The sequence below is a fragment of the Mesotoga sp. UBA5847 genome, from assembly GCF_002432735.1.
GTDB lineage: Bacteria > Thermotogota > Thermotogae > Petrotogales > Kosmotogaceae > Mesotoga.
Window position 1 is genome coordinate 53655 of the sequence record NZ_DJGL01000094.1, and the last position, 13733, is coordinate 67387.

The 13733-nt window shown below is 44.4% G+C and carries 11 protein-coding genes and 1 pseudogene; 6 read left to right on the top strand and 6 right to left on the bottom strand.

Annotated features, from left to right (window positions below):
* The first annotated feature begins 1 nt into the window (after window position 1).
* From B3K91_RS11930 to B3K91_RS11940, 3 genes are read left to right on the top strand one after another with little or no spacing between them, the layout of a single operon-like run.
* Window positions 2–934 carry an ABC transporter permease gene (locus B3K91_RS11930; protein ID WP_214060486.1) on the top strand — a complete coding sequence of 311 codons (933 nt, stop codon included), beginning with the start codon at window positions 2–4 and terminating at the stop codon, window positions 932–934.
* A gap of 5 nt (window positions 935–939) precedes the next feature.
* Window positions 940–1923 (top strand): ABC transporter ATP-binding protein, encoded by a 984-nt coding sequence (locus B3K91_RS11935; protein WP_214060487.1) that lies wholly within the window; start codon window positions 940–942, stop codon window positions 1921–1923.
* Window positions 1920–2918, top strand: a complete 999-nt coding sequence (locus B3K91_RS11940; protein WP_292589504.1) for an ABC transporter ATP-binding protein — start codon at window positions 1920–1922, stop codon at window positions 2916–2918. The genes B3K91_RS11935 and B3K91_RS11940 overlap by 4 nt, the downstream gene beginning before the upstream one ends.
* 73 nt (window positions 2919–2991) lie before the next feature.
* On the opposite strand, the gene B3K91_RS11945 is transcribed toward B3K91_RS11940, so the two are convergent.
* From B3K91_RS11945 to B3K91_RS11955, 3 genes are all read right to left on the bottom strand, one after another.
* A complete protein-coding gene (locus B3K91_RS11945; protein ID WP_214060112.1) occupies window positions 2992–4272 on the bottom strand; it encodes an alpha/beta hydrolase in 1281 nt (426 codons plus the stop codon).
* A gap of 141 nt (window positions 4273–4413) precedes the next feature.
* Window positions 4414–5607: an ABC transporter permease gene (locus B3K91_RS11950; RefSeq protein WP_292595276.1), complete on the bottom strand. Its 1194-nt coding sequence runs from the start codon at window positions 5605–5607 to the stop codon at window positions 4414–4416.
* Entirely contained in the window at window positions 5594–6343 is a 750-nt protein-coding gene (locus B3K91_RS11955; protein ID WP_292595279.1) for an ABC transporter ATP-binding protein, read from the bottom strand. Before B3K91_RS11955 ends, B3K91_RS11950 begins: the two co-directional genes overlap by 14 nt.
* 266 nt (window positions 6344–6609) lie before the next feature.
* Between B3K91_RS11955 and B3K91_RS11960 the strand changes: the two genes are divergently transcribed.
* The 3 genes from B3K91_RS11960 to B3K91_RS11970 are packed head-to-tail and all read left to right on the top strand — an operon-like array spanning window position 6610 to window position 9997.
* Window positions 6610–8040, top strand: a complete 1431-nt coding sequence (locus B3K91_RS11960; RefSeq protein WP_214060114.1) for a TldD/PmbA family protein — start codon at window positions 6610–6612, stop codon at window positions 8038–8040.
* The gene (locus B3K91_RS11965) at window positions 8040–9314 is read left to right on the top strand and encodes a metallopeptidase TldD-related protein (RefSeq protein WP_292589512.1); all 1275 of its coding nucleotides are present in this window, start codon (window positions 8040–8042) and stop codon (window positions 9312–9314) included. The genes B3K91_RS11960 and B3K91_RS11965 overlap by 1 nt, the downstream gene beginning before the upstream one ends.
* A 17-nt stretch (window positions 9315–9331) precedes the next feature.
* Complete coding sequence (locus B3K91_RS11970) at window positions 9332–9997, top strand: nitroreductase family protein (RefSeq protein ID WP_292589514.1); 666 nt, start codon at window positions 9332–9334, stop codon at window positions 9995–9997.
* Window positions 9998–10073: 76 nt separating this feature from the next.
* On the opposite strand, the gene B3K91_RS11975 is transcribed toward B3K91_RS11970, so the two are convergent.
* The 3 genes and pseudogenes from B3K91_RS11975 to B3K91_RS13710 all read right to left on the bottom strand — a co-directional run bounded on the left by B3K91_RS11975 (window position 10074) and on the right by B3K91_RS13710 (window position 13605).
* Window positions 10074–12131 carry a heavy metal translocating P-type ATPase gene (locus B3K91_RS11975; RefSeq protein WP_292589517.1) on the bottom strand — a complete coding sequence of 686 codons (2058 nt, stop codon included), beginning with the start codon at window positions 12129–12131 and terminating at the stop codon, window positions 10074–10076.
* Window positions 12112–12483, bottom strand: a complete 372-nt coding sequence (locus tag B3K91_RS11980) for an ArsR/SmtB family transcription factor (RefSeq protein ID WP_214061479.1) — start codon at window positions 12481–12483, stop codon at window positions 12112–12114. Before B3K91_RS11980 ends, B3K91_RS11975 begins: the two co-directional genes overlap by 20 nt.
* A gap of 157 nt (window positions 12484–12640) precedes the next feature.
* A pseudogene (locus tag B3K91_RS13710) lies at window positions 12641–13605 on the bottom strand (PhoPQ-activated protein PqaA family protein).
* Window positions 13606–13733 lie beyond the last annotated feature (128 nt).

Consider the following 13733-nt stretch of genomic DNA (forward strand, 5'->3'; position numbering starts at 1 on the left):
TATGCGAAAATTCTTCTATAAAAGGAAACTTGACGAAATCGAGGAGAAGGCGCGCCCGATCCATATAAACAGTTACAGGCAGTTGGTATGGGCAAAGTTCAAGAGTCATAAACTTGCCGTGTTAGGTGCCGTGATGCTCATTGGAGTTGTTATATTCACTCTGATAGGTCCGCTCTTCATCGATGTGGGCTACGAGGATATGGATTTCTCTAACCTCTTTTCTCCGCCGTTTACAGAAGGTCATTTATTTGGAACAGATGAACTGGGACATGATGTGCTTGTTAGAGTAATGTATGGTGGAAGAATATCTCTATTCGTGGGTTTCGCCTCTGCAGTCATAACCACTCTCATTGGAACTGCCGTAGGTTTGTTTTCAGGCTTCTATGGAGGACTGGTAGATAGATTCCTGATGAGATTTGTGGATGTGATGCTTTCTATCCCTATGTTTCCAATTCTAATCACCCTTACACTTGTCTTTGGCTCCGGGATATCTAATATCATTCTAGTGTTAACGGTCTTCGGCTGGATGGGTGTTTCCAGGTTGGTCAGGGGACTGGTTTTATCGATAAGAGAGACCGAGTATGTTATGTCGGCCAAAGCTATGGGGGTCAGAAATGTGAGAATCATTCTCAGACACGTTCTGCCAAACGTAGTACCAATTGTAATTGTCTCTGCAACATTGAACATGTCTTACGCGATTCTCGCCGAGTCGTCCCTTAGCTATCTTGGGCTTGGCATACAGCCTCCCATGCCGTCATGGGGTAATATGCTTCAGAGAGCCATGAACTATATTCTTGGCACAACTACTGGGGTAAATCCATGGTGGCTTACCGTCTTCCCGGGATTCTTCATATTCATCACAGTACTGAACGTGAACTTTCTTGGAGATGGACTTAGAGATGCTCTGGATCCGAAATTTGTGAGTGAGAGTTGAAAAACATGGAAAGAATACTCGAAGTTGACAACTTGAAGATTTCCTTTAAAACCCAGCTTGGAAGGATAACACCTCTAGACGGGGTCTCCTTTAGTCTATCAAAGGGAGAGACTCTCGGGATCGTGGGAGAATCTGGCTGTGGCAAGACAATCACAGCTTTCTCAATAATGAGGTTGCTCCCAAAGAACTCCTTTCTCGGTGAAGATACAAGAATTGCTTTCAGAGGGAAGGACATTTCGACGCTCGGCAAGGAAGAGCTTCAGAGGATTAGAGGCAAGTCGATATCTATGGTATTTCAGGAACCCATGACCTCATTGAATCCCCTCTACACGATCGGATGGCAGATTTCCGAAGTATATAGACTGCACGAAGGTCTTAGTGAGGAGGAGGCAATGTCGAGGAGCGTGGAAATGCTCCGGCTTGTTGGGATTCCAGAGCCTAAGAAGAGAGTCACGGAATTTCCACATCAACTGTCTGGAGGAATGAGGCAGAGAGTAATGATTGCTATGGCGCTCGCCTGCAGCCCGGAGGTGCTCATTGCCGACGAACCAACTACAGCGCTTGACGTAACCATTCAAGCCCAGGTTTTGGAGCTAATGAACGAGCTGAAGGATAAGTTCAGCACAGCCACGATAATCATTACGCACGATCTGGGAGTAATTGCCGAAATGTGTGATCGAGTTCTTGTGATGTATGCCGGTCAAATTGTAGAGAGCGGTGGGATATTCGATATCTTTGACAGTCCAATGCATCCCTACACAAAGGGGCTGATCAACTCGATACCGAAGATAGAAATTTCCAAGAAAGAACAGAGAAAACTGAATGTTATAAGTGGTTATGTTCCGCATCCTTCAAGCTTTCCTGAAGGATGTAGATTCAGGCCCCGGTGCTCGGTGGCATTTGATAGGTGCCTGGAAAAACCTCCTCTGATCGATTCTGAAAACGGGCATTCAGTTCGTTGCTGGCTTTTCGAAAGGAATGATCGATGATGTCATCTCCAATAGTAGAAATCAAGAATCTGAAGAAGTGGTTTCCTATAAAGAGCGGTTTCAGGAAAAAATCGTATCTTAAGGCTGTAGACGGCGTGGATCTGCACATATTCAAAGGTGAGACTTTAGGACTTGTCGGAGAATCGGGTTGTGGAAAGACTACAATAGGAAGAACTCTAATAAAAATCTACCAGCCTACAGATGGAGAGTTTCTTTACAGAGGGGGAGGTTCCACGGATGACAACGTAGATATCTTTTCTCTTTCCGAATCGAAAATGAGACCCTTCAGGAAAGAGATACAGATGGTCTTTCAAGATCCATATGCATCTCTCAATCCGCGAATGACAGTACATGACATAATTGCGGAAGGATTGAGAGTACACTCCGTTGGCAAGAGTAAAGAAGAGAGAAAGTCTATGATATCCGATGTCCTTGAAAAGGTAGGTCTGAGGCCAGAGTATATGTATCGTTACCCTCACGAGTTCTCCGGAGGGCAGCGACAGAGAATAGGAATAGCCAGATCGATGATCCTGAATCCTGCTCTTGTCATTTGCGACGAGCCTGTTTCAGCGCTTGATGTATCTGTCCAGGCACAGGTTATAAACCTTCTTGAAGATCTAAAATATGAGTTCGAGCTGACTTACCTATTCATTGCACACGATCTCGCGGTAGTAAAGCACATTTGTGACAGGATTTCGGTTATGTACCTGGGAAAGATAGTGGAAACCGCGGAGACAGACGAGCTTTTCAATAATGCGCTTCATCCCTACACTCGCGGACTGCTTTCTTCTATCCCCGTGCCGAATCCTCATTTGAGAAAGACGGGAAAGAGAGAGATAGTGAAAGGAGACATACCTTCACCTGTCGATCCGCCCGATACATGCAGATTTGCAAAGAGATGCCCGAAAGCCTTCGACAGATGCGGTAAAGAAAGCCCGTCGCTTAAAGAAGCAAGTGACGGTCATTTTGTATCGTGTTTTCTTTATGGTGAATGAGGATTGCCGTGAGCAGCCTATCAAAGTTTCTATGGGCCTAAATGCTCGATTGCGGAAACACCATGAGCGTTCCTTAGTCGAAGATGTATATCCAGGAGAACATTGTGTCGATGAGTTGTCTGTCGACATGTCTGAACTCATAGTAGTGATCGGGTGTTGACAAGCCATCTCTTACAGGCATGAAATAGTGGTCCAGACCGGGTAATAACTGGAAATAGACGTTGATTCGTGTCCAGAGTGCATTCATAAACATTATGTAGTCCTGAACGGTTGACTCGAAATCTGCATCACCCTGGACTATTAGGACCGGTATTTCCAATTCCCTTATGGTCTCAATATGATTCATTCTGTCAAGTTCATAGTAGTAGCCGGCCGTTGCCGCAAGAACAGGAGTACCTGGGGGTAATTTGCCATCTAGCGCGGCCTGCAAGTAATCTGTAAGAAGTTGTGTCTGCTGCCCTCTATCTGTCTCGTAAATCGATGCAAAGTACTTCTGCTTATCGATTATTACCTGAAGCTCTCTTCTGGCCGGGGTGGCAAGAAGAATAATCCCATCAACTCTAGGGTCTCTGGCGGCGATTACTGGGGCAACTCTGCCTCCGAGTCCGTGCCCAGCAAGAAATATTGATGAAACTGACGGTATTCTCGACGCGGCTGTTATTGCACTGACGACATCCTCAATCACTTCTGTTTCGATGCTAGGAGGGGATTGAGACAGCCGCTCTCCGAATACAAAGGATCTCTTGTCATACCTCAGAACGGCCACACCTTGAGTCGCCAGTCCCCAGGCTATCTGCCTGAATGGTTTGTTCGGCCCAATTGTAGAATCTCTGTCCATAGCTCCCGAATCATGTATGAGAATCACAAGTGGATACTTGTCAATCTCTTTGGGAACGGTAATTACTGCGGGAAGCCGGTATCTTCCCTCGCCAATTGTTATTTCAAATTCATCAAACTTGCTTGTATCGATATACTCGGCTATACTTCCCGGTTGAAGAGTCGGTTGAATTACAAAAGTGTCGACCTTTCCCTGATCATCAATTACTACGTTGAAATCTATAAATCCTCTCTCGAACTGAGCGTGAAAGATGAAGACCGTGAAACCTCTTATCTCGCTCCTCTCTGTCGAGAAGACAAAAAGATAGTTTCCGTACTCGTCTCTTAGCTGCTGGAATTCTCTTTCCATTTCCTCAACATTGTACAGACCTTTTGCCCGCACGCTCTGCATTTCGTATGCAAGATAATAGTTGCCACGCAACAACAACTGGAGGTACCTATCGGCCAGTACCTCAGACCCAAGGAGTAGTGTGAAAGCTAAAAAAGCAGCAATTCCTAATGAAATTATTCTTCTCAACCCTGGCTTCTCCTAAAATAAGATTCCAACATTTTCGTTTCTAACTCAATGATAAACCAACAGCCCTCAATTGATGAAATTAAAACGGAGGGCGTTTGCCCTCCATTTACGATAATCAGGCTACTTCATACCAAAGGCATCTCAAGAACCTGAACTATCCATTATCTTTTCGCTGTTGAAGACCTTTGTCAAGAAGTATATGAACAGTGATATGTAAGCCAGATTACTCAACAACATTAGCACAAATCTCGTCATCACAAAGTTAGCAGTAATAATATCCTTCATGACGAAGATGGAGTTTACAAGCGGGATGAAGTAAAGCAGGAGGTTATCGGGTGACTCCATCTGCATAGTTGCAACTCCCAGTACTATTGCGATAATATATATGGGCATCACATAACCGCTTCCCTCTTTCATGTTTCTTGCTAAGGAGCCAAGGAGAACAATTAAGGCGGCTGCGAGCCCAGACATTGTCACCAGTGTAATGAAGAGACCAAAGAGAGTTGTGGCTGACAGGGATGAGAAATTGAGCTCACCAGCCCCAAATGCAGGTCCTCCAACTCTAAAAGCGATTATCAGGCCGATGAAGGTGAATATGCTGTTCAGGATCGCAATAGTCATTACATACAGAATCTTCCCTGCAGCAATTGATGATCTCGACACCTGATTAACAAGCAGGACAGGCATGCTTCCCCTCTCTTTTTCGCCCGCAGTTGTGTCGAGGCCTATATTCATGGATCCGGCGAAGATGTAAATGAGCAGGAAATACGGGATCAATGTGGCCAGCAACTCTGTTCCCCGAGATTCTTCCGGCGCAACATCTCTTTTCTCTACACTTACTAGATTGAGATCTTCGAGTGTCAATCCATGTTCGAGAAGCTTCTCCGAAAGAAGTAGAGATGAATATGACAATAGGGCATTCTGAACTATTTGAGCCCCATACGAAGAACCTCTTGAAGTCGAATTATAGAAGAGACGCGCATCTATCTTCTCTCCACCACGAACTCTTTCCGCGGCATCTGCGGGAAACTCTACCATGATTGAGTTCTCCTGGTTTCTGACCGATTCTTCGCTAAGATTTTCGTCAATTTCAAATGAAATCATCTGGTCAAGAAAATTCAGGAACCTCCTATCGGGCAAATTAACTATCTTCAGCTTGTAGACTGTTTTTTCGTAGGTTTTGGCTTGGGATGAAGAAACTGTGTTCATTACGAGGAAGATCACTGGCATGATCAACATCGGCAAAATAAGAACTGCGAAGACAGTTCGGGCGTCCTTGAATATATTCTTGAGTTCCTTTCGAAAGATAATTAGAGCATCCCTAAACAATCTCAATCACCCCTTCTCTGTCGGCAATCTTAAAGAACACGTCTTCAAGATTGTCTTCGCCAAACTTCTCATAAAGCCCTTCAAGAGTGTCGTCTTCAACTAGCCTGCCCTTGAAGATAATTCCAACTCTATTACATAGCTTTTCGGCAACAGACATGATGTGAGTGGAGATTATTATCGTCTTTCCCTGGTCGCGGTAGTCTTTGAGAAAGTCGGTGACTGTTCTTGCCGTAAGGATGTCCAGACCATTTGTGGGTTCATCAAAGATTATAACTTTGGGATCATGAATAAGACTGACTGCTATCGCAGCCTTTTGCTTCATTCCTGTAGAGAGCTTCCCGATTCTCTTGTCAAGGAAGTCATTCATATCCAGATATACTGATAATTCCTTTGTCCGTCTAGAGATATCTGTGTCCCTCATATGACTGAGTTCGCCGTAGAATTTAAGCAGTTCCTTTGGTGTTAGGTTTCCCGATAGTTTCATATCGCTTGTAAGGAAACCGATTCTCTTCCGAACTTCTGTGGGTTGAACTACGCAGTCGAATCCCATTACGCTTGTCTTTCCTCTGTCTGGCTTGAGAAGAGTTGAGATAATTCTGAGGGTTGTAGTCTTTCCGGCACCATTTGGCCCTAGAAGGCCATAAATGCTCTTTGGCTCGGCGGAAAAGCTCAACGAATCTACTGCTACGACCTTTTTTCTTCGACTTTCGAAAGTCTTTGTGATTTTCTCAACCTTGACCATTTTTTGCCTCCTAAAAACGTTTGTTCCAGGGTGTAGAATAGCATTCTGTTGTTAATGTGAAGTGAAGAAATAAGAATCGCAAAAGAATATTTCATTATAGCGTGGATATTGATTAATTATATTCACAACAGAATTCATTTATTTCAATCCTTGATAAATTATAGTATAATTTGTCATAAGAAACCTGCTCGGAAATCCTAGAGTCTACTCTTCGGAGAAGGCTTGCTTAGTGATGAACAAAATACCATTGCATTAGGAGGTTCTAGATGAAGGTAGAAGATTCAAGATATCTAAACGATAAACGGGACTTGATGAAAAAACTTTTGCGTTCTCTGGAACGTGACTTTCCTTACGTTTCAGTTCTCGGCACGGATGTCAGGGGTAAACAGTACCAGGTGATGACAACTGGGATTAGCGTCAACGATTCGAGATGGTCCGAAAGAGGGTTCGTGCTCAGGATTCATGATGGAAGAGGTTACTTTGAATTCTCGTTTAATCAAATGGGGAATCAATCAGTTGAGGAAATTGTCAAGTATGTCAAGAGAAAGCTTTCTGCGTTCAGGAAAAGTATGAATGAGAAAAGTCTAGACGCTTCAGAAGTATCGATGTTCGAAGAAGAGGAATCAAAACTCTGTTTCAATGACGAAGTTGTAATTCTTCCGGGTTCTCTTTCGGCAGGAGAGATAATCGATAGACTTTCTTCTTTTAAGGATAGGGCTCACGAACTCTCCAATGAAGTGATAAACGTTATGGCCCTCATGGAAAACGTGCAAGTGAGTAAGCTCTTCATTTCTTCCAGGAAGGAGCTCTCACAATCCTACATCTGGTCTCAAGGTTATTTGTACGTCGTTGCCAGAAGAAACAAGAAGACCAAGTATAGTATGAAAGGTTTTTCGGGACTGAAGGGTCTGGAGGTTCTAGACGAGATGGAAGCGTTCGTCGGAAAAGTCGTCGAGAATGCTCGACTTCTGCTCTCGGCCGAGAGAATAGATCCAGGTGAGTACGATGTAATTTGCTCGCCCGATGTTGCGGGACTGATTGCTCACGAAGCTTTCGGACACGGAGTCGAAATGGACATGTTTGTGAAGGGGAGGGCAAAGGCCGTCGAGTATCTGGGAAAGCAGGTTGCGTCTGAGTTAGTTACGATGCATGACGGAGCGGCCGGTGTAAGAGAGGTTTCATCTTACGCTTTTGATGATGAAGGCAGTCTGGCAAAGGACACGGTGATAATAGAAAAGGGAATTCTCAAGAGGGGAATTTCAGATTTGATTTCTGCATCTGTTCTTGGAACTGAGCCGACCGGCAACGGTAAGAGGGAATCGTTTGAGAGAAAAGCATATGCACGCATGACGAACACATATTTCTCTCCGGGAAAAGATGATCTAAAAGATATGATCGAATCAATAGATTATGGTTTTCTTCTTGAGGACTATTACAGTGGAATGGAGGATCCCAAAAACTGGGGGATTCAGTGTGTCATAGCCTACGGACGCGAGATCAATAAAGGCCAGTTTACAGGTCGCATAGTATCTCCAGTAATGATGACAGGATATGTACCTTCATTGCTGAAGTCGATTTCCATGGTATCTGGAGATTTCAAGCTCTCAGGAACGGGAGCCTGCGGTAAAGGTCACAAGGAGTTCGCTAAAGTCTCTGCGGGCGGACCGTATATTAAGGCAAAAGCGAGGTTGGGATAATGATAGAGACAATTGTAAAGAACCTTGAAGCAAATTCAGTAGATGCATGGAGAATAAGGGAAGAGAATATTGAGAGTGAAGAGTATTTCTTTGTAGGGAACAAGGCAGATCTTGGAAGGGCGAAAAAGGTAAAGAAGTATGAAGTAACTGTCTACCGTGATTTTGAAGAGGGCGAAAAGAAATACAGGGGAAGCTCGACGGTTACCGTAAACCCGGGAACAACGGTTGAGGAAATCGTCCAGTCAATACAGGAGGCCTTTTTTGCTGCAGGGTTCGTTAAGAATCCCTGGTATCCAATGGCACCGAGATTTTCACGGAGATTCGAAACAGCCGAACATGACCTTCACGATCTTTCAAGAGACGCGATTGGAGCAATCTTTTACAATGAAAAACCGTCCAATTCATGGTTGAATTCTGTTGAGATTTTTGTGACGAGAAACGGGTACCACATTCTCAACTCTGAAGGTCTCGATGTGACTTTTTCAAAATATAGAACATACATCGAAAGCATTGTAAGTGCTTCTGGCAGAGAAGAAGTTGAGCTGTACGATCAGTTTCTCCTTGCGCTTCCCGATGTTGAACGTATAAGCGAAAGGATTTCCAGGCTACTTCTGATGGTCTGTGAAAGGGCTAATGCTGTTCCTACGCCAACTTTAGACAGGATACCGGTATTACTTACGGGAGAGCCGGCGAAAGAGGTAATGAGATACTATTTGAAACAGGCAAATGCACGTCTTAAGTATGACAGGATATCCGAAGCTGAACCTGGAGACTCTGTTCAGTCAGGAGAATCGGGAGATAAGATAACGCTTGAAGTCGTACCGGAACTTGAAGGTTCATACTTCAGCCTTCCTGTTGACAATGATGGTTTTCTCATTGAGAAGAGGACGGTTATCGAAAATGGGATCTTGAAGAATTACTGGGGTGACATCAAATATTCCCACTACCTGGGAATCGAACCAACAGGTGCTGTTATGAACTTCTCGGTTGGTCGTGGCAGTCTCAGCATTGACGAGATGCGAAAAGTTGATCATCTGGAGGTTAGTAATTTTTCGGCAGTTGACGTTGATGAAACAACGGGTGATTTCGGAGGAGAGATAAGATTAGGCTGGTATTTCGATGGTTCGGAGAGAATCGCGGTGTCGGGAGGTTCAGTAACCGGTAATCTAAGAGAACTTGATTCAATCTATCTGTCGAAAGAGACAGAACTGGACGGAGATTACTATGGACCGATCTCGATAGCAATAGAGGGGTTGAAGATTTCGGGTGAGTAGTTTTTGCGAAGGTGCACATGATTATTGAGACAATAAGAATGAGGCATTCAACGAGGAAGTTCCTCAGTTACGACCTGTCTGCTGAGGAGAAGGAAAGGCTAATGAACTTCTTCAGGGAGCTTCCCACTCTTCATTCTTTGCACCTGAAATGGACCCTTAGAGATCTAAACAAAGGATCGGGTGTTATATTTGCACCGTGTCCCGAAAAGCCGAACTGCCTTGTGGAATACGGATTCCAGGGAGAAATCATTGTTCTGGAAGTGACCAAGATGGGATTAGGCAGTTGCTGGAATGCCGGGATTAGAGAGGAAGGCTCTCCTGCAGGGATTATCCTTGGTAAGGAAGATTCAGGGAAGGTAACCTTAAACGATGTCCTTACCGGAATGGTGAGAAGGAAGGAGTTGAAATCTCTTGTCGAGGGACCGTTGCCCAAAGATGAGAGGTTGCTTCAAATATTGGAATCATGCAGACTTGCCCCTTCTTCGATGAATAGGCAACCCTGGAGATTCAACGTTCAGAATGGCGATCTATACATCTGGACAAAAGGCAACGTGATTGGAGGGGGCCACTGGATAGATCTTGGGATTGTGCTTTCACATGCATATATCACTGCGCTTGAATTCTTCTCGAAGGTTTCGATAGAAAAAGCTGCCGGAGACAAATACAGAGTGATCATGAGTTAGCGGCTAGTTGTTGCTTCGTTCTGAAACTTTGACTTCCTGCAGACATCGGATTGCGAAAAGAAAAGGTTCTTCTCGTTCATTCTCTAAGTAGTCTTAGTGAGTTCATAACAGCTACGAGAGTTACTCCAACATCTGCGAATACAGCCCCCCACATGTTCAAGAGACCCAGAGCGCCAAGGCAGATGAAAAGGATTTTTATTCCCAAAGAGATTACGATGTTTTGGATAGCTATGCTATTTGTCAGTCTTGAAAGCTCTATCGCTCTCGCGACTTTTGTGAGGGAGTCACTTGAGAGAACTACGTCTGCTGTCTCTATCGTTGCATCTGCTCCAGAATTTCCGATAGCGATCCCTACGTCAGCTCTAGCGATTACCGGAGCGTCGTTTATGCCATCGCCAACGAAAGCTGCATGTTTCCCTCTTCTCAAAGCCGATTCCACAATGTTCATTTTTTCCTCGGGGGTTGCTCTAAAAACGAAACCATCAAGCTCAAGGCTGGTGGACACAGAGGCCGCAGCATCGTAGTGGTCACCGGTAAGCATCACTATCTCCTTGATCCCAAGTCTTCTCAATCTAGCCAGGGCTTCTGATGAATCGTCCTTAAGAGCATCTGACAACTCAAACACTCCCTCAATGCTGCTATCTATTACCATAAACAGCTTGTTGGATCCATTGTCTCCCTTGTACTCGATTCCAAGATCCTCTAGGAGGCGATAGTTGCCTATACTGATTTCCTTGCCGTCGACTTCGGCTTTGACGCCCTTCCCAGCTATCTCTGAGTAGTTGGAAACGCTCTTGTAACTGGGAATCTCAGAGACCAACCTAACGAAACGATCTGCAATAGGATGAGTAGAATAGCTCTCAATAAGAGCTGCATATTCCAGCAACTCTCTTTCACTGTATTGGCCCACTTTTTCCATCCTAGTGATTTCCGGTTTTCCTTTAGTAAGTGTCCCCGTCTTGTCAAAAAAGATCGAGTCTACTTTTCCTAGAGACTCAAGATAGTTGCTTCCTTTGAAGAGTATTCCCTCTCTCGAAGCCTTTCCGATTCCTATGAAGTAGCTTAATGGCACGGATATTACCAGAGCGCATGGACATGAGATTACAAGGAGTATTAGCGCTCTGTGAAGCCACTCAGATATCGTACCTCCAAAAAGCAAAGGCGGGAAGATGGCGACAGATGCTGCAATCAATATAACAAACGGAGTATAGATTCTTGAGAATCTTGTGATGAAACGCTCCTTGCTCGACTTTCTCAGAGTTCCTTCTTCTACCAATTCAAGCATTCTGCTTGTATATGACTTCTCAAGAGTAGCTGAAGCTACAACTTCTATCACACCGGACTTATTGAGTGTTCCTGCGATAACAGCGTCTCCTTCACCGACCAAAACAGGATCGCTTTCTCCCGTAAGAAGCGATTTGTCGAGTGAAGTGCTTCCTGAGTCTATTACTCCATCGATAGGGATCCTGTCACCAACTCTCACAATGAATCTGTCGCCGGGCCTAATCTCTCTTGCAGGTACTGTCTTCAACACTCCATCTACCATTTGGACAACTTCATCAGCTCGAAAATCAATGAGTTCTTTCACCGATCTCCTAGACTTCTGCAAAGCCAGCGATTCCAGAAGCTCGCCAAGACCGTAGAAGATCATTACTGCCACTGCCTCTGGCAGTTCGTGAATCAGAAATGCACCCAGGGTCGCCACAGTCATCAGGAAATTCTCATCGAAAAAGTCTCCCCTCAGGAGGTTCTTCAGGGCCCTCAAGATAGTATTGCCACCGGCGACGAGATAAGCAATCACAAACAGACCATATTCGAGAAACTCTCTGTCTCCGTGAAGAATTGTGGACAAAGCGATCGCAATTAGAAGCAGAGCTGTTGAAACAATCAGTCTTGTCAGTTCCACAACGGGAAAGTCTCTCACAATCTTGGAGTGTTCTAGCAGTGAGAGTTCTGGATCTTGTTTCTTTATTATCTCATTCAGTTCGTCCAGTGAGTGATTATTCTCACCATATATAACAACAGTTGCAGAAGAGAAATCAATCTTTGCATTAATCCCTGATCGTTCAAGCCGGTCTTCAATTTTGACTGCGCATTTAGGACAATCTAGACCTTCAATTCTGTACTTCTTCATCCGACTCAACCTCAACCAATTCGTCAAAGTGCTCTTTTGCGATCTTTATCAGATCAATAACGTGATAGTCGCCTAAAGAGTATAGGACTGATTTCCCTTCTCTTCTACTCGTTACGAGTCTGAATGACCTAAGTAGCTTGAGATGATGAGAGATTGTTGGTAATGTTAATCCAAGAATTTCTGCAAGATCACATGTGCATAGGTCGGCATTTGAAAGGAGGAAGACGATCTTTGTTCTGGTCTCATCGGAAATAACCCTAAAAAGCTCCGAAAGACCTGAGACTTCTTCCGCAAACTTTCTGTATCTCTCTTTGTCGACGTGGATTTCTCGACTTGGGCAAAGAGTGCTCATCAAAAACCCCCTTAACGATTAGATGCTTATCTAATCGATTATACTTCTTTTGGCTGCACTGGTCAAGTTATTTGCCCAATACTCACGCAGGCGTTGAAATAAGAAGCCCTTACCACCAAAAGTGAAAACACCCTCAACGTAATAGACTGTCGGTTGTTCAAACGAGATTCAGTTCCTGGTTATCTTCGATAACCTTGAAGTCAAACTCTGATCTTTTGAAGTGGCCTTCAGGAGAAGAAGATGTCAAGATTCTTAGTTCCTTCAGCTCTGAGTCCCCTCTCTCGACTGTCGGGATGAACTTTGTGGAACTCCCGGATCGTTCTTCTGAAATGCTCAATGAAGAGAGAATCTCTCCCGTATTGAGATTATGGATCATCGAACTGATTGCTTGGGTTACCGTAAAGACTTCGTATTCATGTCCTGCGTTCGCAGCGTAAACCATGGAAGAATAGCCTGATAGTTCGTCTATGTACAACCTTGAAGCGTCTATTGGCCAGTAGGGATCGTTAGTTCCAACAACAATGAGTTTCGGGATATCCAGTTCAGAACGATAGGTGAAGGGATCTATGTACTCAAGCAAATCTCTCTTTGTCGGATCATCTAAACCATCTAGGATTCCACTTTCAACATATTCTCTTATTGAGGTACTAAAGCTTCCCCAGAACTCGAGCTGATGTTCCATTTTGCAGCGACATTCAGATTATCAAACGTGATGGGAACGATTCCTGTAACTCTCTTATCCATGGCAGCGGTGAGCCAGCAAGTCCATCCCCGTTTAGACCCGCCTGTCAAGATGAAGCCGTCTACAGTGTCTCCGTTATTCCTCGCATAGTTATCTAGGAGACTCATGGAAATGATGGTCGATTGAACTACAGGTAAGAGAGCGGGCCAACTGTAGTCACCGGTCTCAATGCATTAGGAGAATGAGTAACTCAATAACCAATCCTCCCTAAGGCCACCAAAGAGGGGTTGGTTTGGAATATCGAATAGGACTGCAACATATGTTCGGTTTTGAAGTGCCAGCAATCTAAATAGGGAGAGTTCTTCCTGAGAATACTTGAAATTCCCTGTGATGAATACTACCGCAACATTAGATTTCACGCTGGGCGGTCTAATAATCATTAGGTGGTTCTGCCACTGAATATCCTGTCATAAAACGGAATCGAATCGAATTTTTTCAATCTCTATCAGTCCTTGCGAGGGTGTATCTACAACATGTGAGTTTGCTTCTTGGAGGGTTGAAGGAAGAG

What these genes read in the sequence shown, in the direction of transcription:
- B3K91_RS11940 (WP_292589504.1), top strand. Translation starts at nt 1,920, where the DNA reads ATGATGTCATCTCCAATAGTAGAAATCAAGAATCTGAAGAAGTGGTTT.
- B3K91_RS11960 (WP_214060114.1), top strand. Translation starts at nt 6,610, where the DNA reads ATGAAGGTAGAAGATTCAAGATATCTAAACGATAAACGGGACTTGATG.
- B3K91_RS11975 (WP_292589517.1), bottom strand. Translation starts at nt 12,131, where the DNA reads ATGAAGAAGTACAGAATTGAAGGTCTAGATTGTCCTAAATGCGCAGTC.
- B3K91_RS11970 (WP_292589514.1), top strand. Translation starts at nt 9,332, where the DNA reads ATGATTATTGAGACAATAAGAATGAGGCATTCAACGAGGAAGTTCCTC.
- B3K91_RS11930 (WP_214060486.1), top strand. Translation starts at nt 2, where the DNA reads ATGCGAAAATTCTTCTATAAAAGGAAACTTGACGAAATCGAGGAGAAG.
- B3K91_RS11965 (WP_292589512.1), top strand. Translation starts at nt 8,040, where the DNA reads ATGATAGAGACAATTGTAAAGAACCTTGAAGCAAATTCAGTAGATGCA.
- B3K91_RS11935 (WP_214060487.1), top strand. Translation starts at nt 940, where the DNA reads ATGGAAAGAATACTCGAAGTTGACAACTTGAAGATTTCCTTTAAAACC.
- B3K91_RS11980 (WP_214061479.1), bottom strand. Translation starts at nt 12,483, where the DNA reads ATGAGCACTCTTTGCCCAAGTCGAGAAATCCACGTCGACAAAGAGAGA.
- B3K91_RS11955 (WP_292595279.1), bottom strand. Translation starts at nt 6,343, where the DNA reads ATGGTCAAGGTTGAGAAAATCACAAAGACTTTCGAAAGTCGAAGAAAA.